The organism is Microbulbifer maximicatervae (SeqCode) (assembly GCF_052467325.1).
The window spans coordinates 1,766,527-1,788,935 of record NZ_CP174310.1; the positions used below are offsets into that span (position 1 = coordinate 1,766,527).

The following is a 22,409-nucleotide window of genomic DNA, read 5'->3' on the forward strand; positions in this document are numbered from 1 at the left end:
AATAATATTAATTATCGGCATGAGTGAGTTAACTCGATAAAACGTTCCAGCTGAAATCCGGCCTCAGTCTTCCCTCCATCTTTACTTTCAAGCGGCCAACCACAATTCACCCGCACACAATCACCGTAGAGATCAAGCGAGCTAAAATCTGCACCGCCCAACAAGGCTATATTTTCTTCGGAAGCCATACGGCAAAGACTCCGGCTGTCCAACCCTGGGATCTGCAACCAAATCACCATTCCTCCATGGGGGTCACTGATACGCGATTCATCGGGCAAGGATGAACTTAAGTAGTTGCGATAGGATGCGACCTGGAAGGCAAGCTTTTGCCTGAGCCCTTGTACATGACGGGAGTATTGATTGGTACCGATGAAATCGGCTACCGCTAATTGGACGGGCAAGTTCACACCGAAACTTTCGGTAAATCGATAGCGTTCATATTGTTTTCGATACCTTCCTGGTAAGCACCACCCCAGGCGATAGCCTGCGCTCAATGTCTTGGAGATAGAGCCACACCAAAGCACATACCCGCTCCGGTCCCAGTAGCGCACGGGCATGGGCAGACTTCTTTGAAATCCGAGCTCCAAATACACATCATCCTCGACAATTGGAACCCGATATTTACCAGCCAGTGCGGCCAGGTTCTCTTTCTGCTCCGAGCTCAGGGACACACCCGTAGGATTCATATGACTGCTACTAAAAAGACCCGCTTGGACCAATCCCTGCTGCATATAGCGCTCTAGCTGTGCGAGGTCTAAACCGTTTTCAACAGTCGGTATCTCAACAACTTTTCGCCCCATCAACGCCAACAGATTAAGAAGACCGTTGTAACAAGGAGAACTGATCGCAACCGCATCACCGGGCTTAGTCGTAATGGCAATCGCTGTGCGGACGGCATCCATACAACCATTCGTCACTACTAATTCATTGGCAGAGAAATGCAAATCATAACTGGCAAAGTGTGCACTAAGCGCACTGCGCAAAAGCGGCTCCCCTGAGGAAACCGGATAGCCATGCATACTGGCGCCAGCCTCTCGGGTTGCCCGCCGCATACTGCGCTCCAGGGAATCTAACGGCAATAGCTCTGGAGATAAAGACGCAACACCCAATGGCCCTGTTCCCAACCCACGGAAATAGCAATCGTGATTTACTGGATCTGTTGTTCGGCAGGTGAATGCGGGCATTATGGGAGGCGGGTTACTGCTGGGAGGAACTGAGGCAAAGAATCCAGATTGCGGTCGAACCTTCGCCCAGCCGAGCTCCTCCAGCAAGTAGTAGGTGCTTTGGGCTGTTGTCAGGCTCACTTCGTTTTGTGCAGCGAACCGCCTGAGGGACGGTAGTTTATGACCGCTTGGTATTCTCCCTGACTGAATATCCTCTATACAGCGTTCGGCAAGCTCTTTATACCGCACCTATCCCCTCTCCGATTCCGTCTCCACCCAAACTGTATACCTATTTTATACAGAAATTGCATCTGTATACCTTTTTTCATTTCTTGGATAGTTAGCCCCGAGACAAATTGGAGGGGCTGATGCGGTACTCGGATTTATTACTTGGTGTGCTACTAATGGCAATGTGGGGCTTCAACTTCATTGTTATTCAGATGGGAACGGAAGATCTGGACCCACTCCTTCTGGTGGCTTTACGCTTTTCTTTGGCCGCCTTTCCGGCAGTGCTTTTCGTTTCCAGGCCGACAGTCAGCTGGAAGTACGTTCTGGCCTACAGCCTGACTTTTGGCTGTGGGGTTTGGGGGATGGCCACCTGGGCAATCTCTAGCGGACTCTCTGCGGGAATGGCCTCACTTCTTTTGCAAGTAAATGTTGCGATTAGCTTACTATTCGGCTGGGTATTCCTGAAAGAAAAGATTATCCCGCAGAAAGCTCTTGGGGCTCTACTTGCCTTAGGAGGGCTGTTACTAAGTTTGATGGTTGAAGATGGCACTGTGCCCCTTATTAGTATTGCACTTATCCTAATAGCGGCTACCAGCTGGAGCATCAGTGGGCTCATTGTAAAGGCCAGTGGCACACAGCAAGTATTTAGCTTTATTGTCTGGGGGCTATTTTTTGCACCGTTGCCACTGTTCGCTGCTACCTATATTCAAAATGGTGCGGCTGTATTTTATGAAATTCAAAACAACCTTAGTGGAAAGTTGATTTTCTCCATATTGTTTCAGGCCTACCCAACCACCCTGCTGGGATACTGGTTCTGGAACCGGTTAATCGTTAAGTACCCGCTGTCTACTGTTGCGCCTTTAGGTTTACTCTGCCCCGTTTTTGGACTTTTTTTCAGTTGGTTATTAACTGGAGAATCGATTGGTTCAGAAAAGTTAATGGCCGCTATTATGATTTTCTCTGGGCTGGCACTTGGTATTGTTCATTTTCGCCAGAGCTTTAAGATGCTAAGAAACTCACGGATTTTTGGCATGTTAAACATATCGCGATGAACAAGTATCCAAGTTGAGACTTGCCAGCTTTCAGGCGTAGGAATCTCAATAATGTCTTCAAATTTTTTAGCCAGGATTCTCGGCATGGCACCAATGCCACAGCCAGAAAGCATTGCCTGGTTAAGAATTTGCTGACTGGAAGCGGTCAGCACAATATTTTGATCGTGAATATGATTATAAATCCATTCATTCCAGCCAAAGTGTAACGGGCGATCACCTAAAGCCAGAAACCTGTGCTCTTGGAGATTACTTTTATCGGGAAGCCCATACTCTTCAATATAGGATTTGTGTGCATAGAAAACGAATTCTGTAGTGAAAAATGGCAGCACGATATTATCGGGTGTCGTTGGTTTCTCGCCGACACGAATCGCAATATCAGCTTCACCGTACTCCAGGTTAAAATTGCGCAGATCCCCGATTAAATTGACAAGCATACCTGGGTGCTGCGTCTGGTACTGTTTAATTATCGGCATCAACAGGTCTACCATTTCGCCGACAGAAGTGATGGTGAGGTTGCCTTGCAAATTCTGCTCTTTGCTTTGCAACCGCGATGACAACTGAGAAAAATGGCTGTCCGTCACCGCTCCCAGGCGCATAACCTCCAGCCCCGCCTCCGTTGGAATATAGCCTTTGTCATTACGCTGAAATAGTACAACCCCAAGGCTTTCCTCCAATACATTAATATGGCGCATCACAGTGGACCTATGAATACCAATCTCTTGGGCCGTTGCACTCAGAGTGCCCAGTTTGGCCAGCTTGTAAGCGGTCCTTAACTCAGTCCATTTATCCATTATTTACCTCAAGCCCCCAATGCTCAGCATGTGCAAATATGCACATCAGAGTCTCACAATCACACATTCACAGCATATTCGCTACACCATAAAATGGATTCAAATGACCTGTACACCCTCTAATGGTTGAAAAATATGGTAATTAAAGCGGAAGTATTGATAGTAGGCGGTGGTTTCGCCGGTGTGTCTGTCGCGCAAGCACTGGAAAGACATGGGCTCCATACCATTCTGGTAGACAAAAAAGATTATTTTGAAGTCACTTTTGCCACCTTGCGCAATGTAACCGATCCATCCAGTACCGGGAATCAAGCGCGCAAGTACTACAGGGACTTTTTCTATGGCCGCTTCATTCAGGGAGATGTAATGGAAATGTCTGCGAAATCAGCGCGTTTGGCAGATGGAACAGAGTTACATTTCAACAGTGCCATACTCGCCTCCGGCACCCGATATCCGAGTATGCCAATGGCCAAATCCCTTTGCGCAATGGATATTCAATCCAGAAACCAAGAACTGTTGAACGAGCATCAGCGACTGAAACAAGCAAGGAAAGTCATGGTGATAGGTGGAGGGGTCGTTGGTGTCGAATTGGCAGGAGAGATCGCGCACGCTATGCCGAGCACTCACGTAATTCTGACACACAATAAAGAGGTCTTATTGGACAACTTCAAGCCTAAAGCACAGATCAAAGCCCAGAGACAATTAGAGAATTTAGGTGTAGAAATTCAGTTTAACAGCCGCTACCAAAATCAAAATGGCCGCTATATAAATCTCAACAATGGCCAAGCCAGCGATGCAGACCTGGTTTTTGAAGCAATTGGTGCGCTGCCCAACAATGATTACCTAAAACCGCACTTAGCGCATATCCTTAATGAGCAGGGATTTGTGAAAGTCGATAACAGACTTCAAGTTATTGACGAACCAAGCTTGTATGCACTCGGAGACATTGCCGATATTGGTGAGGCCAAACTGGGCTACCTCGCCTCTCAGCAAGGTGAATACCTGGCAAAGGCCATCGCCAGAAATAGAAAAGGAAAAAGTACCAAAAGCTATAAACGAAACCCACTAATGGCACTAGTTCCCATTGGCCAGAAGCAAGGATTAGTGCAGCTACCTTTCGCAGTAACAACCTGCAACCACCTCGTGCGATTGAAGCAGAAAGACTTATTCATTAATAAGGTTTATCGTGGGTTTGGCACTCAGCCAAATGCCCGGCTCTCTTAGTTCGGGCTAACTATTGTAAGTAGCTATTAATGCAGTTAACGATATGATTCTATTTTAGCCAACTGTATAAATACAAAAAATAAAATCATAAAGTGAGCATTATCAAGGACAAAAAATCACAAGTACTAACCAGGTTTATTACTTTTCTCCCTCACCAGCCAGTAGGAAACTCCCAGGGCGATAGTCACCAGGGCAATTCCAACTATTTGCTCCGCATTAACAAATTTTAAGTCGAGCACAATAACCTTCCGAGCTACAGCCATTAAGGCTGTAGCCAATACCAATTGCACCGGTATCACATTAGTACCCAGGTAGAGTCGGATATTAGTGAAAATTTCAATGGCAATAAGAACGGCGAGAAAGGCCCCAAAAGTCTCGAGGATATCTTCCATATCCAGCAATAGGAATGGCGTCTCCATTAGCCTTTCATAAAGTACATAGACGACATCCGCAATGGTCCAGAATATGACCAACACCATAAGAATGGCGAGAAATTTAACGGCATATTTTATTGCTCGATGTAATTGGTTGATCAGGGGATCAGCATGATCCTCATGTATCTCGTCATATTTCATGGGCTTCGCTCTGCCGATTGATACCGCACATTGCTTGAGTTCGACTATAGGCGAAATCCCCGTATTCAGCCGAGAGAGCTTCCTTTAGTGAGTGAGTAGTAACAGGAATCCCGGCAGCATATTCACCGCCGGGATATTGTGAGTCGTTAAGGTAGGCAGGCTGCGTTAGTGAAGAAATACTTTACTTCGTAGTCACTACAATCCTCTGTTGCACAAAAGAAGCGGTAATTAGTGCCGATATCGCCTATATGCATGCTTTCGCCGGTTAAGGAATAATCCAACTTCGTATCAACAACCCTTGCCTCAATACCAGCAACATCACTGACAGCACAGCTATTGCTTATATTTCCCGCTGACTTGTGTTCGTTAAAGCTCTCATAATCAATGCCACCTGAGGAGGGATCATCCAGGTCCAGCCACTCGGTTGCGTAGTACCCTGGATTTACCAAGCTGTTGGACAACTTGTGCACGCCCAAAGCATTGATTTCATCACCGTGGCGCCCGTGGAAAGCAAAAATTTGCTGGGATGAAGTGGAAGAATAAGTTGTACAAGTCCCCTGCTGAGTCCCCCCGGAAATAGATGAGCCATTGCTCGAAGTCAATTTAAGGTAGTAAACACTACCTGTTTCATGCTTTTCATCGTCGACACAAATTTTAACGTCATCCAGATACTCGCTGCTGGCGGAGTTAAAACTCAGCACACTCCCCATCGAGCCACCATCTCCATCACCGTATTCAATACAATATTCATGATCACTGGCTGTGGCATGGCTTAGGGATTGCTTAAATTCATAGCAAGCTCTAAAACCGTCAATTCGACCACCGGAACGAATCTGGACAGATTTCAGATTCATAGTACCGCTGCCGAGTAGCTTACGTTTTACCAGGTCGATTGAATCAAACGCATCACCTCCGGTACCACCCACAACATCTTTTTTGATGTAGCCAAAATCCGAGTAGCTGTCTTGGTTGGCGATCCAGAACCCATCAAATGGTTCGTAGTAATTCACCCAAACCGAGGTAGTTACACCTTCTGAATTCCTCTTGGCATAGAGAGCGGCATTTTCCAAAGCGTTATAAGGCATTCCATAGCGATAGCCATCGGCTTCACAGGCGGAATAACCTTCACTCCAGGCTCCCGATGCACTGCTGATGTGCCAGTTTCGCTCATCGTCTACACAGGCAAACACTCGCTCCGTACTACAGCTATAGTCGCGAATTTCACCGTCATTACTTAACCAGGCGCAACTATTGTTACCACTGGGAGAGTCATTCCGCCAAGACCACGTAAAATCTTCAATCTGGGGTGCTTTAGAAGCACCTATAGTGGTCGCATTGGCCTCCACCAGCGCCAACTCAAGCATGTTATACCCAGATACTGCTTTCTCCAGGATCTCACTGCCTGAATACTTGATGTCATCCTTGTTATATTCCGTTGTTGCATCCAGGGCGACACTTAAATTCCCATTGTTGTAGTGGCTGGTTGCGCTAGCATTACCGTCGATATCTGCTGTTAACTGGCTGGAATTTTGTGCAAGTGGCTCATTGGAAGTGAGGTTTCCAGATGCATCCATCTCATCCACACCGATCCAGACATTGCGTCTGAATTTCGATGTGTTTGACTCGTCATGGTAATCACACAGATTGTTATCACCAGTGTGCGGATACTCTCTGGGCACCTGAATAAATAGGATAACGTTGCGTCCCGCATCCAACACATCCTGTTTAGTCAGTGTTTGCGCCGGCAGGGAGGCGCAATCATCTTCTGTATAGCCCCAGTCGGTAGGCTTAAATACCAGATCCCCCAACCTGCTTTCAATTTTCTCACCAATCTTATTGCGGAAGTTCTGGTGGTAATCAGAATCGTAGGCCTCAAACTTTAGGAATATGACCTCATCATTATTATCTTCAAGAAAATCCTTAATCTCATCCAGCCCATCCCCCAAGGTTGCAGCTGTGCCAAACATATAAATACACATAGTGGCCTCTTCCAGGCCCATATGACACAGGTGCGGTGTTGAGCTGACACTCGAAGCAGGATAAGTATCATATTCGACCAGGCGTATTCCGCGACTGAACAATTTCTCCGGCGCGTACCACTGGTTTACATCGGTATAAACACCCTGATCCCACTGATAGGATGCGTAGGCATTATGCGCCCCAGCCCACAAGGTCTTTGATAAAGGAGCCTTTGTATCAATCTGCCCCTGTAAATCCAAGCGCTTCACTTTATCATCGCCGGAATCAATCTCACCCATGACGGACATCGACAGAGATAATCCCAAAATTAAACTTGATACCAAACCAACTATTTTATTCATTATTTTTTTCCTGATAAGTATCTTAATAATTACCTCACAAATAAAAATCCAGTAACTATTTCCCCCCAGTTGAATTGATCAATTAGAACAAGCGTGCACACCTGTCACGAATAGTTAAATTACAACAGTACCAGTCAGTCAATTTCGGTCATTTACCCTACTTTACACTTTCATAATTTACGTATTTCTCAATTCTGACAAATATCTATTTCCAACTTAAACCTGCGAAATAAGACTTACTTACAGAAGATACAAATAGTAAATACAGATTGTGACTAGTCAGTTAAGAACATAAGGCAACTTTGTAATTTTCTATTCTTTTGTGAAAAATGCGCCATTAATAAAGTCCCCAAAAACCAACCATCCCCACATTCAAGCAAAAAGCCTTAACCGCCAACTACGACCGCCAAGTCTAAAAAATTAAGCCAGATGCTTCCCCCGCCAACTCACAAACAACATTCCACTAACCAAGCACTTATTTCATTATTAGAAATCATTAATAAATACCTTCTGCTCCCAGGTCCTTAATAGCGAGGGATATTTACTTTCCGCATTCAACGATAACAAGGGTATAGACGAGCCCCTCAAAAATCCGTGCAATCAAATCAGGGATTTGTCAGAATCAATTCTGGCGTTTAAAAAAATAAGTCGTAATTAGGAATTAATCGCCATAAAACAGAGCTTAACAGTAAGCAGGCAATGAAAAATACGCCTTTCTGTATTGTCATAAGTCAAATACAGTATTGATCCGCACGCTCAGGGAGTGGCCATCTTATTCAGGTATTGCATAAACAGAACTAAACGCCTCAAATCAAATAGTCAGCCTTATCAGGGAGAGAGAATGAAAACCAAAGCACTTTTTGTAATAATTAGCCTCGTTATAGCCTCATGTGGATCGATACGTCCGAACAACGCAAGCAATTACCAACAGGACCTTATTACCCCGGAGGAGACAAAGAGCTTTGTTCTCACTGAAAGTAGTATCTTCGATGAACCCATGCTAGGCATCGCACTAAAATACGACAACAAGCAATACCCTACCGATATTATTAATGTCTATATATACCCAATCGACAGTATTTCATGGGACGATACAGACGAAACAATCTCCATTGAAATGGGCGACATTATAGATGAAATTGACATGGCTATAGAGCAAGGACACTACAAATCCAGATCCGACGAGACCATCGAAAACTTTAGCTTTAATACTGGACAAAAGGTTTTCACAGGAAAGAAATCTTCGTTCACCCTAATTAACAAATACGATATTGAGTACTTCTCAAACAGCTATGTTTTTATTGATAAAGACAAATACATAAAATTTAGAACCAGCTTCGATAGCCAAGCTACCATAGAGTGGAACGGCGACGCTGCCGTTAAAGAAATATTGCCGGAAATAGTAGTCCCAGGAGAGTCTGAATATATGAAAGACTTGAGGACCGAACACCAGGAAGCTATCACGCAGGACCTGATAAAACTGCTATTTCAGGGTTCAAACGTTACGAAATCAAATACAGAATAGGCTTCAAAACCTCAACAAGGTTAACTTCAAACCTTTAAAACAAAATTTTCGACAACATTGAAGATATTGATGTGTCGCCAAGCCTCGCAGGTACTAAACCTTTACGGCTAAAGCGACACTCCCTCAATTAACGTTTCCAGTGCCATATCTGCCTGAACCTTTTCTTCCGTAGCCCCTGAAATGTATAAATTCACATCCAGACGGCAGGTTTCATTCAGATCACACACCACTTATTGACTAAATTTTCTAGGGGTTGAGATACTGCTGGCACTTCCGAGTCTATGATTAAGGAGGCATCCAGTTAAGGAATCTCGACACATGAGAAAAACGCTGCCTCTAATCCTGTCTCTACTGCTCTTCGTATTTACTCACGGCGTGCAGGCCAACAATTATGTTACCAAGGACAGTCAAACCACAGCGCCTCCTCTTGGGTGCATCAGTGCAACATCAGTAAAATCCACTCACACACCGACAGACATTACTGCTGCCGCCAAAACATGCGCAGAAGAGGCCAAATTTGATAATGCTGCTGAGCTCTTAATGATTGCGAGTGCCTTTGCCTACTTCGATACACAGAGAGTAAGTGACAAAACTGGGCATAATGTACTAAGAGTAATTTTTAATAGGGAATTTGGCTCTCTGCCTGACCAGGATCGTACCAAACTATTCTCCAGCATCAACTCTCTTGATAAAGGAGGCGCAAGGAAGCTCGAAGTGTGTACATACTTAACAGATTCAGAGCCCCCATCCTATATACCTATCTATATGATTTCCCATGGGTTAAGAAAATTCACGGGAGCTACTGAAGATCCTCTGATAAAAGAATTCGATGCTACCGAAAGCTGGTCAAAATCCATGGTCTTTATCAAGTGCCGTAGCTAGTCAAAGACAAGGTGCTTATATCAAACTCGTCATTGAGTTTGGTGTGAGCACCTAAGACATTGGACCTTCACTCTAAATCCGCACAATTACTTTAAATTTATAGTCGCACTCAGGTATTGGAAATCCATCCTCCCTCCGAAGCACCGTACTCACCCCCTCAACTGCTCCCATTATTTACCAAATTTTAAATTTCAGGCGTGATTCTTATCAAGAAAAAACTCACCTTACAGATCAAACAGAAAGAGCGATGAAAGAGAACGGAACTCTTATTTTATTTTGTGAAAAGATGGGGGCAGGAAAAAGTACCAAGGCGGTAGAAGTGGCACAAAATACGGGAGCTATCCTTATCTCCGAAAATGAGTGGCTTTCAAATTTATACCCTCGTGAAATTTGCTCACTCTCAAACTACATAGAATATTCTTCAAGGTTAAAATCAATAATCAAGCCTCATATCCAGAATATTTTAAAGCATGGCACCTCTGTAATACTGGACTTTCCAGGTAATACAAGAAGACAACGATCCTGGTTCAAAGAGATACTTCAGGATAATTTCTTTCCCCATCAATTAATTTACTTGAAAGCAGAGGATGAATTATGCTTACAGCGTATCACCCAAAGACAAAAATCACACACTGAAAGAGCCACCTTTGATAATCCAGAGACCTTCAAACAAGTTAATCAGTACTTTGAAGAACCAACCTTATCAGAGAGGTTCAATATTGAGGTGATCGAGCAAAGAGAAATAAGTAAGTAACTATTCTCTGAGTATGAGCACACTTGAGTACACTTAAAAAGAAAGTCTCTATTGAATCCGACTTTAAACAAAGAAAATATGTTATCCTTTTTATGCTGTTTTTACCTTATGATACAAAGAATTTATGTCATCAGAAACACTATCAAAATCATGGTCCCGTATTCATATCTGGTTAAAAAAGAATGCCCCACAAATCTATGATGCTTTAAATCTGCCCGCTACTGGGACCGAAATAGAAAAGCTAGAGTCCGTTATTGGTTATAAACTACCCCGCGATTTATATGAGCTTTATAAAATTCATAATGGCATAAAATCAAGTGCTATTGCTAACTTAGTCTATGGGCTTCAATTTCTTCCTATCTCTGATGTAATTACCAATATTGAACTACAGCTTCACTATGGAAAGCTGCCATTAAAACATGCAGACCCCGGAATTAAGTCAGACTCTTTTGATTTCAGCACTAAACGAATACCGATTGGTGATGATTGCAGTACATGTACGCTCTATGTTGACCTAGAAGCAGATAAGAATGGTAGCAATGGGCAAATTGTTCTGCTTGAGTACGACTCCAAATCAGCTTTCTTACGCAGTCCATCCATCACTAATATGTATTCTCAATTTGCTAGTGACCTTGAGTCAGGTAAATATGCTCTTGAGGAAGGTGCCAAAGAGGATGGGATTGATTTTCTCGAAATGAAAAAAGAGCCTAACTAAGATCGTAGCAGGGGCACCTTATACCCCTGCAACCTACTACTGGATTTACAAAGATGGAAGCCAGTCACCCCCCCTTGGCTTCCAGAACTTCTTACCGCCCCACATTTTTCGACTGCCCAGTTCTTTCTCCTAAGAGGAGGTGAATGACTCTCTTTGCGCTAGGTCAAGCTGCAAGAGCAAAGTGTTGCCAAATCAATTATTTCGACTATTATAGAAATATAGAAATTTTGAGGTAACTCATGATGCTACCGAACCACACCCCCAGCAATATTCTTAATCACCTGGCGGACTCTCCTCCCAGTAGTGAACCCACCAAGATTCTAGTGTTGTACGGATCCTTAAGGCCCAATTCCTATTCCCGCTTACTAGCCAACCAAGCTGTTGAAATATTGCAGCATTTTGGTGCAGATGTACGCTTATTTGACCCCGTTGACCTGCCCCTATATGACGGCGTCAGCCAGGATCACCCAAAGGTTCAACAGCTTCGTGAATGGTCTGCCTGGAGCCAAGGTCAAGTGTGGGTCAGCCCAGAAATACACGGAAATTTTTCTGCCGTTTTCAAAAACCAGATCGACTGGTTGCCGCTAGACCAATCAGCGAGCCGGGCAACCCAGGGGAAAACCCTGGCAGTCATGCAAATTTCCGGCGGCTCCCAATCATTTAATACAGTCAACAGCCTGAGGGTTCTCGGCCGCTGGATGCGTATGTTCACGATTCCCAATCAATCCTCTATTGCCAAGGCATGGCAGGAATTTGATAACCGGGGGCAACTTAAGGACTCTCCATTTAGAGACCGAGTGATCGACGTTCTGGAAGAGCTTGTTAAGACTACTGTGCTGATGCGTAACCAAGGTGACTACCTGACCGAGCGGTATAGCGAGAACAAAGCGCAGCAACCGGCATCCACAATGGCCTCAATTGAGACTTTAATGACGGAAAGCGGTGTCGCCGAACCCTGCTGAGGATGCTGACATTTCCCCTTTAAAGGTCCACATTTAGCAAGGGCCCACGCTTGGCTGAGGGCCCAGATCTGATAGGAACTCTGATAAGGATACTCATCAATGAGCTTCTCCCTGGACCCAGACTTTTCTACCGCCCTCAGCAAATTCGGTGACTTGCTGGATACCCTTGCTGCAGCACCTATTGGGGACGTGGAAACTCGCCGCAGGAATGGCGAAGTAGTCACCCAGGCACTATTTCTGGGACACAGCTTTCCCCCAGGTGTGTCCTTCCGGGACTTCGCAATCAAAAGCGCGGATCAAGATGAGATACAGTTGCGCTGGTATCAAAAGACGAATAGCAATCCAGGGTCAGCTATTTTCTATATTCATGGGGGCGGGCTTATCTGCCACGATATCTCGCGCTACGAGTTGGTTGTTGCTAATTATGTGGCCGCCAGTGGTGTCCCCTTCCTCTCAGTAAACTACCGGAAAGCCCCAGAATTCCCCTACCCTAAACCGATTGATGATTGTTATCGAGCATTTATCTGGCTTGTACAACACGCACAGGAGCTCTCCGTTGATCCAGTGCGAATTGGCATTATGGGAGATAGTGCTGGAGGTGGGCTGGCCGCAGCCCTGACAATTATGGCTCGCGACAAGAAAGGTCCGCCTCTGGCACGACAAATATTGTTATACCCAATGCTGGATGACAGGACGGTTACTCCCGACCCCTTATTATTGCCATTTATTACTTGGACCTACGAAGACAACCTCACAGGCTGGACCGCTTACCTGGGCAACCAGGTAGGTAGTCCCACCGTCAGTCCTCACGCGGCTCCGGCGCGCCTGTTAGATGCCAAAGGGTTGCCCCCCGCATTTATCGACGTTGGCGAACTGGATATTTTTCGCGATGAAGATATTCAATACGCGCGCCTACTTACCGATGCCGGTGTGAGTACAGAGCTACATGTTCGGCCCGGCGTGATTCACTCTTGGGAACTTTTTGCCCCAGATATTCCTGTCTCACAGCGAGCTTTTACAGATCGTATACGGATCATACAGGAAATCTAAACCAGCCTGGCGGGCCAGACCATGAGAGCGCAGAAGCTGCAAATTTTTGATAGCCACTTCCACATCATTAACCCCCAATTCCCCTTGTTCCCAAATCACGGTTACTTGCCGCCAGCATTTACCTTGGACGACTACCGGCGCGAGTTACAAAATTACCAGCTTGTGGGTGGCGCAGTGGTTTCCGGCTCATTCCAAAGGCAAGACCAAGCCTACCTTATTGATGCCCTGGCGAAGCTGGGCGAACACTATGTTGGGGTAACCCAGCTATCCGCAAATACTCCCGACACCGTCATTTTGTCACTTCACAAACACGGGGTTAGAGCTTTGCGCTTTAATCTGGTACGGGGCAGCTCGGAGCAAGTGGATTGCCTCGACAGCTTGGCTCGACGTGTATTTGAACTGGCCGGTTGGCACGTCGAGCTTTACATTGAGTCATCTGCGCTGGACCGTCTCTATAACAAGCTAATCGCGCTGCCGGCACTCTCTATAGATCATATGGGGCTCAGTAAGCGTGGCTTTCCCACCATACTCAAGTTGGCAGAAAAAGGGGTTAAGGTAAAAGCGAGCGGCTTCGGCCGCCTGGACTTCGATCCAGCAGTGGCAGTACTCGAACTCTGCCAAGCCAACCCCAGCTGTCTGATGTTCGGCTCTGATCTTCCCTCCACTCGAGCACCCCGCCCTTTCAAGCCTGAAGACATTTTGTTAATTCACGACAGTCTCGATGAGTCACTAGCAGAAAAAGTCCTGGTGAAAAACGCTTTTCAGTTTTACTTAAAAAAGTAATAGCGTAATGAGGCAATTTCAGGAACTGAGTTCTAATACAGATGTCACTCATTACGCTGTAATTTTTTAGAAGCGTACAATGTGACTTAATCAGTGCACTTCTCCGCGCCCGCTCGATTCCTGTCATAGCGCTGTAATCTCGGGACATCGATTTGCTTTACAAATTACTGGTAATTAATACATGCCGATTGTAGGATGCGCCGAAAATTCGAGGTCGCCAAAAACCTGGGAAATACAGTGCAGGAGGTTGTAGTGAAAGGACTGGTAACGGTTATTTTTTTCCTATTAATGCTATCCGGGTGTACCGGTATTGGCACCAAGCCCCTGGGGGAAAACGATGTAACACTCGGTGTAGATACTGAGCAGACAATTAAAGAAAAGCTCGGCAAACCCTATGAAAAAGGCGTATTTGTAAAAAACAATCAACAAGTTTTAACACTCGCTTATGCCTACCCCACTACTGGTAAAAAGGCGGTTAGCGAAAATATTAGCGGTACCCGCAATCAGGGCTTCTACTTTTACAATGATAAATTAGTCGGACAGGATTTTGTCAGCTCTCTCGCCGAAGATTCTACTGACTTTGATGAGTCAAAAGTACCACTTATCAGTGAAGGCCAAACCAGTATTCTCGAAGCGCTGGATCTACTGGGTAAACCTTCCGGTGAGTACCAGTACCCTTTGATCAGCAATAAGTCCGAGAAAGCCAAAGTTTATATGTATAGCCAGACCAATAAGGCTATTTTCCAACCGGCTTCTTATCAAAAAGTACTAATTCTTAGTTACAACACAAATGGCATCATCACGAATGTGAATTTTGCAGAAATAGGCAATAAAGATTTAAGCGAGCAGTAAACTACTTTTCCGACAGGGGGGGCTTATCCTCAGGCTTCCCTGAAACAAATAACAGACACACTACCAACCCCACCATAGCTAGATAGGCATTTACCGTAAAAGCACGATCGATCCCCGTAGAAATATTGGGAGCCATTGCCACAATTGTTGTATTCATACCCAAGCCTATTGCCCCCCCACCAATCTGGAACATATAGAGAATTGCTCCTGCCAAGCTCGCTCGCTCTGGCGCAACAACCGTAATCGCAGCGGTGGTGATGGCAGAGTAAAAAAGACCAATGCCCGCCCCGAGAACCACCAGCCCCGGTATCATCTGTACAAAAGTTGTTTCTTTATGCAGGTGAGAAAGCATAAACATACCGATGCACATGGCAATAGTACCTGATGAGACGATGGTTTTTGCCCCTACAGTTTCGTATAGCCCACCGGCAATAAAAGACACCAAACCAAATGAGACCATCATAGGAAGCAGACCCATCCCCGAAAACATCGCCGAATGATTGTGAACCTTACTCAAATACTGAGGAACGTATACCAATGCAGCAAAGAACACGACAGACAGTAATAAAGTGGCAATTCCTGCAGCAAAAAAACCATGATTTGTAGCAACATCTACGGGAATTAATGCATCCCTGCCCACATGGCGCTCCACCAGGATAAATGCCCCCATAAAGAGAAAGGTGGCCAAGGCTAAGGCAATAATCATCGGGTTTTTAAAGCCGATATCCACGACTAAATCCAGAGCCAACAGTAAACAAAACAGCGATGAAGTAAGGGTAATTACACCACCGTAGTCAATACGCTCTGTGACATTCTCCGGCGTATCATCCGGGATAACTTTCCAGCAGACAAAAAATGCCAATGCAGCCACCGGTAAGTTAATGAAGAATATCCAACGCCAGCTTAGTAAATCCGTAAGAATGCCCCCCAATACCGGGCCAATCGCATTTGCAGCGGCGCACATACCCATCACCAAACCTCCCGCAAATCCCGAGCGGTCTTCCGGCAACATACCGTAAATCAACCCCAGGATTGCCGGCCACATAAGGGCGCTGCCGATGCCCATTAGCCCCCTCGCTGCCAGCAGCATTGGGATATTGGTGGCTATACCACCGAGAAGGGAAAAAAATGCAAACGCGGCCATGCCAATAAAGAAAATCTTACGCCGGCCAAGCATATCCGCCAGGCGCCCACCTGAGATTAGCAGCACGCCAAAAGCCAAGGTATAACCATTAATAATCCACTGGGTAGTGGTGATGTCGGAGTTGAAGTCTTTTTCAATGGCAGGAATTGCCACAGAAAATGCCGTGAGATCATTCCCGATCAGAAATATTGCCAAACTCAGGGCAAATAACCCCAATACCTGGGTTCTGGTCAGTTTAGTTTTTTCGCCTGCCATGCTTTGAGTCCAGCCACAGAGATCAGTTTTACAATTGTGGCTCAATCTCAGTGAACGGCAGGGACACTAGCTTTGCTCCTCATGGCGAACAAGAACAGAGGTGCGAGGGAGCTACCTAGCCGTCGCCCTGCCCATCCTGAAAGAATTCCTCTACAGGCTGGTAATCCGGATTGGCGCCACAAGAACCTCGCACTACCAACTCTGTGGGCAGCACAGCAGGCTCCGCCGATTGCCCGGAGAGAAGTTGCATCATCTTCTCCACCATCAGTTCCCCCCCCCGGTGGATACTCTGGCGTATGGTGGTCAACGGAGGGGTATAAAATGGAGCAATCGGAATATCATCAAAGCCAACGATGCCAACATCTTCAGGTACCTTGTAGCCACTGGCCTGCAACGCTTTGATCGCCCCCATGGCAATACTGTCGCTGGCAGCAAAGATGCCATCGAAACTACGCCCTTCCCGTTCAACCAACTCGACAATGGATTGATAACCACTTCCGCTGGAAAAGCCTGCTGCCAACTGCCTGATAGAACCCGACAGACCGGCCCCATCGAGGGCCACACAGTACCCCTCATAGCGCCCATTAACCTCAGGGTGCGCGGTATCGCCCAGAAAGAGAATACGCTGCCGCCCCAAATTCAGAAGATGTTCTGTGGCCTGACGTCCACCCATTTGATTGTCACTACTGACGATACAATATTCGGCCCCCTGCCTTGAGGTCCCTCCCCAGACAACAAGAGGGTCCCCCTGCTGCTGCAGATCTCGAAGAGGGGTATCGTCCACCCCCTGGCCAATCACAATAACGCCATCAGCCCGCCTGGAACTCATCAGATAAGAATGCCAATCCGAGCGGCTGGCGATACTGCTGGAAAACAGTAAATCGTATTTATGCACCGCAAGGCGATCAGCAATTGAACCAATCATATCGATCATAAATGGATCAGAAAATGTCTGGCCGCCACTGCGCCCCGTATTAATCACAACCGAAATTGTATGGCTGCGTTGCAGGCGTAAGTTTCGCGCGCTCTCATTGATTTTGTAATTCATGGAGCTCGCGATTTTTTGAATACGTTCGCGAGTCTTTTCGTTAATCAATGGATTATCGTTCAGCGCTCGCGAAACAGTAGATTCAGAAACTCCCGCCAACCGAGCAATATCGGACATGGAAACGGGAGAGGAGGACCCCTTGGGCATGGCGTACTTCACCTTGTTCGCGGGAAAAATGCCATCTTAGGCCCGTCGCCCAAGTTTGTAAAACCACCCTGTTACCCAGCCAGGGGGGCTGAGGCCTCAAGCGTCTCATCCCCCCGCTCTACGGCGCGACGGAAAAAGAACAGGGTAATCAGAATTACTGTGATGGGTACCAGGGATAAGTAGAAAGCCACCTGGCCATCAAAAGCCTCGAAAACCGACCCGGTAATCAGTGAGCCCGTTGTACCGCCCAGCGCAGAAAAAATCACCAGTAAACCTGTCATTGCAGAGTGCTGGTGGGTGGGCAATGAACTGAGCATCACAGAATTGATAGCTGGGTATACAGGTGCCATAAACAAGCCAATCAGTGGTAAAACAAAAGCCGCCACTGGGGCACTAAGCCAGTTTACATCGGGATTCGCCACAATATTACTCGCCAGAGGCAAGCTAACGACCACCAGTAATCCCATCGCAACTAAGCAGACATTCAGCATCGGGTACCAGTGTACTTTGCGCATCATCACACCGGCACCAAGTCGCCCCAACGCCAGCCCTGCGGCAAAGATACTTGCAGCCTGAACACTCATTGCAGCCGGCAGCTTGAGAATTTCATTATTAAAGGTCGGCAACCAACTTCCTATCCCCTGCTCAATCAATACATAGAAAAATACTGAGATCACGTAGATGTATACCAGGGGTTTGGCCATCAACTTTATCATCGCGATAAAGTCCTGTTTCGGGCTAGCCTCTTCGATTCGCGCCCCGGATTCATCCAGCTCTGTGCACCAGAGCAATACAAATGCAATCACACAGACCACCGCCAACACCCAATAGACATTGAGCCAGGCAGTCGACCCTTGGTTCGATGAATCAATAAAAGCGCTAAACAGCCAGTAACCACTGAGAACCCCCACCATAAACACCCCCTCCAGGGTGTTTAGAAGGCTCGCATGTGCGCTGCGGCCCTGCGCTAGTAATCCCACGGTGGAGTATGCGGCAACCTTTACCAATGCGAACGCAACACCCACCGACAAGAACAATAACTTCGCCGTCCAAAACCCGGGTAACAGGGGCATAGCTATACAAGCCAGGGTGACGATTACCAGTCCCGTCAGCATCGCCCGCTTAAACCCCAGTCGGGGAAGCTGGGAGGCAATCAGGAAAGACACAATACCGATGGGGATATCCTTGAATCCCTCCAGCACACTCGCAGCAGACTTACTCACCCCATAGGTATTGATTACCTGCAGGATCACAGTACCCACGCTGTTCAACAAAATGGCAAAGACAAAGTAGATAGCGAATAGAGATAAGAGTATGCGCTGATTCTTCATAGTGGATTCTATCTGGCTCTGTGGTTTAGGCAGTCAGCCGTACCAACCTGTTATTGTACAATTTTTACCCAGACTTTGTGGAGAAAGGCGACTTCGCCCCAATGCCTGAAGAGACCCAGTATGTATCAGTCTGGCAAAAATTTGCAATCGTTTGCATAAAAATCAATGAAAATTTGGGAATGCCTTATGCCGATCAGTCACAAAACAACTGGCAATTGACCCAGAAAAAGAAAATAACCTCTATTTTTCAGCAGGTTACAGACTTTTCGGAGATGAAAATCAGGTCCATCTTCCAGTAACAGCCAGGCTCAATCTCAATCTTGCAATCGATTGCAAAAAGACATCAACTACGGATAGACTGAATGCCAGTAGCCGGAGGCCCAGCAGACCCGGCCCTAGAACCCAATCTCCAATCCAGTGAAAGTGGTATGAAGCAAAAACAACAAATCAAACACAAGATCCACCCCTGGGACTTGGTGGAGGACACCTTCCAGCCCGAAGATTACAGCCTCAATGCCACCCTATTCTCCCTCGGTAATGGCTATATCGGCTTGCGCGGTACCTTTGAGGAGGGTTTCGATCCAGAACCCTTTACGGATGGTTGTTACCTGAATGGAGTCTACGCCAGCGAACCTATCACCTATGGTGAGTCTGCTTATGGCTACGCGCGCAACAACCAGAGGATGTTGACGGTTCCCGACGGCAAGACCATTTATATCAGCTTGGATGGAGAACGTTTTAGTCTCGCCCAAGGCGAGCTACTCAATTACGAGCGCCGGCTGGACATGGCCGCGGGGTTCAGCGAGAGAAAACTCACTTGGTGCTCCCCAAAAGGAAAAACCATTGAACTCAAAGTGCAGCGCCTGGTTTCCCTCAGTGAGAAAAACCTATTAGCTCTGCAACTGGAACTCACTCCCATCGATTTTGACGGAGAGGTACACCTGCAATCCTGCCTTGATGGTGACCTTGCCCAGGCAGAACGCAGTGAGGACCCACGCCTTGCCTCCCCTATTGACCGGGGAGATATCGAATGGCTGGAAAATACAGCTGAAGATGGTTATTTAGCCCTGCCTCTATCCGTTAAGAGCAGTGGCTTCTCTATACGATGCGCAGCCCTGCACCTTTGTGAGAGTGACAGCGATTACACGTCCAATAACCTCCGCAGTGAAGACTGCGTCTCGGTTGACTATCGCTTTGCTGCCCGCCGCAACACCCCTATTCGCCTAACCAAGTACGTCGCTTACTTTGCACAGCAAAATGCTGAGCCGATATCAGCTGGCGAATTGCATCATTACCTGGAGCGCTGTGCGGCTAAAAGTTTTGCGGACCATATCGAAACCCAGCGTGCCCAAATGGACAACTTCTGGCTTGAGTCCGATATTCAGGTCAGTGGAAATGATGCCCTGCAGCAGGGAATACGTTTCAACCAGTACCACTTGTTCCAATCCCTAGGTCGGGATGGCAATACCAATATTGCAGCCAAAGGACTTTCCGGTGACGGCTATGACGGTCACTATTTCTGGGATACAGAAATCTATGTACTACCGTTTTTCCTCTACACCCAACCCGAATTAGCGCGCGGTCTACTGGAATACCGCTACTCAATCCTCGATGCCGCACGAAAAAGGGCGAGGGAAATGTCGATTCAAAAGGGAGCACTGTTTCCCTGGCGCACCATCGGCGGTGAGGAGTGCTCAGCCTATTACCCGGCAGGCACTGCGCAATACCATATCAATGCGGATATTGCCTACGCCGTGCGACATTACTGCCGGGTTACCGGTGATGTCGATTTTCTGCGCAACAAGGGCGCAGAAGTCGTGATAGAGGGCGCGCGTATGTGGTTGGAGATTGGCCACTTCAACGCACTTCGCGACAACCAGTTCTGCATTAATGAGGTTACCGGACCAGACGAGTACACTGCCCTGGTTGACAATAATTTCTACACAAACCTGATGGCCAAGGCCCATCTTGAATATGCTGTTGAAGTATTACAGTGGTTAAAATCATTCGATCCTGCAGCATGCGATGAGTTAACCCAGCGTATTCAACTCGACAAACAGGAAATTGATAACTGGGCCAAGGCCGCAGAAAGCATGTATCTGCCCTACAATGAAAAGCAGGGTATACATTCTCAAGACGATAGTTTTCTAAACAAACCCCGCTGGAATATTGCCGAAACGCCTGCCGATCAATTCCCGCTGTTACTTCACTATCACCCCCTGGTGATCTATCGACACCAAGTTTGTAAGCAGGCGGATGTCGTTCTTGGCCTGTTACTGGAGAGTTCAGAATTTTCAATTGAGCAGAAGCGGCGGGATTTCGACTTCTACGAACCGCTCACCACACACGACTCCACTTTGTCCGCTTGTATTCACAGCATTATTGCCAGTGAAGTTGGGTATCCGGATAAAGCGCTGAATTACTTCCAGCAAGTTGCGCGAATGGATCTGGATAACCACCACAACAATACCCAGCACGGCATACACACTGCCTGCATGGGAGGTACCTGGATGTGTATGGTCCAGGGATTTGCAGGAATGCGCCTGCACGGCAATGAACTCAACTTCAATCCATACCTGCCCAATGGAATGGACGGCTATCGTTTCCGGTTGCAATTCCGTGGCCGCACGATCGCAATCGATGTCGATTCTTACAGCGCCAGGTACACCTTGGTGAAAGGTGAAGCGCTCAGCCTTCATCACGGCAAGAAAATTCTATTCCTGGAGACACCAGGGCAAACAGAAACCATTCAAATAGCACCGATGGAGGAGGTATCCTGATGATCTATCGTGCAGCAATCTTTGATCTCGACGGCGTTATTGCAGACACCGCACGTCTCCACCTGATCGCATGGCAACAGCTGGCTGAAGGGCTCAACCTTTCCTGGACAGCGGATACTGAAGAGCGCTTAAAGGGCCTGGAAAGAATGGCTTCCCTTGAGGTGATTCTCGGGGAAAAAAGCAGCAATTACACTGAAGAAGCAAAAATTGCACTGGCTGCAAGGAAAAACAGCCGCTACCAGGAATTAATCCGCAGCCTATCCCCCGCAGACCTGTTACCGGGCGCCGGTGAACTGCTCGCATGGTTAAATTCTCAGCATATTCCGGTCGGCCTCGCCTCAGCGAGTAAAAACGCACCGGCGGTATTGGAAGCCCTGGGAATATCCCGTTGCTTTTCTGTTATTGCAGACCCAGAAAAATCTGCACCTAAACCTGCACCAGATATATTCCTAGCCGCCGCCAAAGGCCTCGGAATTGATCCAGAGTTTTGCATTGCTTTTGAAGATGCGCCCGCTGGAGTCAGTGCAATTAAGTTCGCAAATGGCATGACGGCTGTAGGCATAGGTAATCCAGATTCGTTAAAGGACGCAGACTATACGCTGGACAGTCTGGAACAATTTGTGCCAAATGATTTCTTTCTATCAGTACTAGCAGAATCGGGTATGCGCCAAAATAAAGGCTTGGCTGTTAACGAATGAAGTGAGATAAGCACAAGAGTGAAAGCCTATTTATAGAGCAAGCATTTAGCTCAGATAGAGTCTTTCTACCAAATTGCTATTCCATTATTAATAGCTAAAGGCTGCTACTCCTCTACAACTTACATATTGCTT

General features: G+C 46.8%; 20 protein-coding genes. 13 read left to right on the forward strand and 7 right to left on the reverse strand.

Annotated elements, in window-relative coordinates; all coding sequences use genetic code 11:
- Window positions 1–11: 11 nt before the first annotated feature.
- Complete coding sequence (locus tag ACJJIE_RS07965; protein ID WP_444894220.1) at window positions 12–1,412, reverse strand: aminotransferase-like domain-containing protein; 1,401 nt, start codon at window positions 1,410–1,412, stop codon at window positions 12–14.
- A 119-nt stretch (window positions 1,413–1,531) separates the two neighbouring features.
- Between ACJJIE_RS07965 and ACJJIE_RS07970 the strand changes: the two genes are divergently transcribed.
- On the forward strand, window positions 1,532–2,443 hold the full coding sequence (locus tag ACJJIE_RS07970; protein ID WP_444894221.1) for an EamA family transporter: 912 nt from the start codon (window positions 1,532–1,534) through the stop codon (window positions 2,441–2,443).
- Here the strand turns inward: ACJJIE_RS07970 and ACJJIE_RS07975 are convergent.
- Window positions 2,374–3,234 (reverse strand): LysR family transcriptional regulator, encoded by an 861-nt coding sequence (locus tag ACJJIE_RS07975; protein WP_444894222.1) that lies wholly within the window; start codon window positions 3,232–3,234, stop codon window positions 2,374–2,376. The two genes, ACJJIE_RS07970 and ACJJIE_RS07975, sit on opposite strands and share 70 nt — an antisense overlap.
- Before the next feature lie 135 nt (window positions 3,235–3,369).
- Between ACJJIE_RS07975 and ACJJIE_RS07980 the strand changes: the two genes are divergently transcribed.
- Window positions 3,370–4,455, forward strand: a complete 1,086-nt coding sequence (locus ACJJIE_RS07980; RefSeq protein ID WP_444894223.1) for an NAD(P)/FAD-dependent oxidoreductase — start codon at window positions 3,370–3,372, stop codon at window positions 4,453–4,455.
- A gap of 125 nt (window positions 4,456–4,580) precedes the next feature.
- On the opposite strand, the gene ACJJIE_RS07985 is transcribed toward ACJJIE_RS07980, so the two are convergent.
- Window positions 4,581–5,030, reverse strand: a complete 450-nt coding sequence (locus ACJJIE_RS07985) for a phosphate-starvation-inducible PsiE family protein (protein WP_413665304.1) — start codon at window positions 5,028–5,030, stop codon at window positions 4,581–4,583.
- Between the two features lie 146 nt (window positions 5,031–5,176).
- Window positions 5,177–7,351, reverse strand: a complete 2,175-nt coding sequence (locus tag ACJJIE_RS07990) for a jacalin-like lectin (protein WP_444894224.1) — start codon at window positions 7,349–7,351, stop codon at window positions 5,177–5,179.
- Between the two features lie 841 nt (window positions 7,352–8,192).
- Here ACJJIE_RS07990 and ACJJIE_RS07995 point away from each other — a divergent pair.
- The 8 genes from ACJJIE_RS07995 (at window position 8,193) to ACJJIE_RS08030 (ending at window position 14,874) form a co-directional block, all read left to right on the forward strand.
- Window positions 8,193–8,876 carry a ribbon-helix-helix domain-containing protein gene (locus ACJJIE_RS07995; RefSeq protein WP_444894225.1) on the forward strand — a complete coding sequence of 228 codons (684 nt, stop codon included), beginning with the start codon at window positions 8,193–8,195 and terminating at the stop codon, window positions 8,874–8,876.
- 318 nt (window positions 8,877–9,194) lie between these two features.
- Complete coding sequence (locus ACJJIE_RS08000; protein WP_444894226.1) at window positions 9,195–9,758, forward strand: hypothetical protein; 564 nt, start codon at window positions 9,195–9,197, stop codon at window positions 9,756–9,758.
- Between the two features lie 247 nt (window positions 9,759–10,005).
- Window positions 10,006–10,512, forward strand: a complete 507-nt coding sequence (locus ACJJIE_RS08005) for a P-loop nucleotide/nucleoside kinase family protein (RefSeq protein ID WP_444894227.1) — start codon at window positions 10,006–10,008, stop codon at window positions 10,510–10,512.
- Window positions 10,513–10,636: 124 nt separating this feature from the next.
- The gene (locus ACJJIE_RS08010) at window positions 10,637–11,227 is read left to right on the forward strand and encodes an SMI1/KNR4 family protein (RefSeq protein WP_444894228.1); all 591 of its coding nucleotides are present in this window, start codon (window positions 10,637–10,639) and stop codon (window positions 11,225–11,227) included.
- Between the two features lie 239 nt (window positions 11,228–11,466).
- Window positions 11,467–12,189 (forward strand): arsenical resistance protein ArsH, encoded by a 723-nt coding sequence (gene arsH, locus ACJJIE_RS08015; RefSeq protein WP_444894229.1) that lies wholly within the window; start codon window positions 11,467–11,469, stop codon window positions 12,187–12,189.
- Window positions 12,190–12,288: 99 nt separating this feature from the next.
- Window positions 12,289–13,239 (forward strand): alpha/beta hydrolase, encoded by a 951-nt coding sequence (locus ACJJIE_RS08020; RefSeq protein WP_282933288.1) that lies wholly within the window; start codon window positions 12,289–12,291, stop codon window positions 13,237–13,239.
- 21 nt (window positions 13,240–13,260) lie between these two features.
- The gene (locus ACJJIE_RS08025) at window positions 13,261–14,022 is read left to right on the forward strand and encodes an amidohydrolase family protein (RefSeq protein WP_444894230.1); all 762 of its coding nucleotides are present in this window, start codon (window positions 13,261–13,263) and stop codon (window positions 14,020–14,022) included.
- Window positions 14,023–14,274: 252 nt separating this feature from the next.
- A complete protein-coding gene (locus ACJJIE_RS08030) occupies window positions 14,275–14,874 on the forward strand; it encodes a hypothetical protein (RefSeq protein ID WP_282933290.1) in 600 nt (199 codons plus the stop codon).
- A 1-nt stretch (window position 14,875) separates the two neighbouring features.
- Here the strand turns inward: ACJJIE_RS08030 and ACJJIE_RS08035 are convergent, their stop codons facing one another.
- From ACJJIE_RS08035 to ACJJIE_RS08045, 3 genes are all read right to left on the reverse strand, one after another.
- Window positions 14,876–16,273 (reverse strand): MFS transporter, encoded by a 1,398-nt coding sequence (locus ACJJIE_RS08035; RefSeq protein WP_444894231.1) that lies wholly within the window; start codon window positions 16,271–16,273, stop codon window positions 14,876–14,878.
- 115 nt (window positions 16,274–16,388) lie between these two features.
- A complete protein-coding gene (locus ACJJIE_RS08040; protein WP_444894232.1) occupies window positions 16,389–17,468 on the reverse strand; it encodes a LacI family DNA-binding transcriptional regulator in 1,080 nt (359 codons plus the stop codon).
- A 71-nt stretch (window positions 17,469–17,539) separates the two neighbouring features.
- Window positions 17,540–18,799, reverse strand: a complete 1,260-nt coding sequence (locus tag ACJJIE_RS08045) for an MFS transporter (RefSeq protein WP_444894233.1) — start codon at window positions 18,797–18,799, stop codon at window positions 17,540–17,542.
- Window positions 18,800–18,900: 101 nt separating this feature from the next.
- Here ACJJIE_RS08045 and ACJJIE_RS08050 point away from each other — a divergent pair, with 101 nt between their 5' ends.
- The 3 genes from ACJJIE_RS08050 (at window position 18,901) to pgmB (ending at window position 22,277) form a co-directional block, all read left to right on the forward strand.
- Window positions 18,901–19,098: a hypothetical protein gene (locus ACJJIE_RS08050; protein ID WP_444894234.1), complete on the forward strand. Its 198-nt coding sequence runs from the start codon at window positions 18,901–18,903 to the stop codon at window positions 19,096–19,098.
- A 63-nt stretch (window positions 19,099–19,161) separates the two neighbouring features.
- Window positions 19,162–21,579 carry a glycoside hydrolase family 65 protein gene (locus tag ACJJIE_RS08055; protein ID WP_444894235.1) on the forward strand — a complete coding sequence of 806 codons (2,418 nt, stop codon included), beginning with the start codon at window positions 19,162–19,164 and terminating at the stop codon, window positions 21,577–21,579.
- Window positions 21,579–22,277, forward strand: a complete 699-nt coding sequence (gene pgmB, locus ACJJIE_RS08060) for a beta-phosphoglucomutase (protein ID WP_444894236.1) — start codon at window positions 21,579–21,581, stop codon at window positions 22,275–22,277. The genes ACJJIE_RS08055 and pgmB overlap by 1 nt, the downstream gene beginning before the upstream one ends.
- Window positions 22,278–22,409 lie beyond the last annotated feature (132 nt).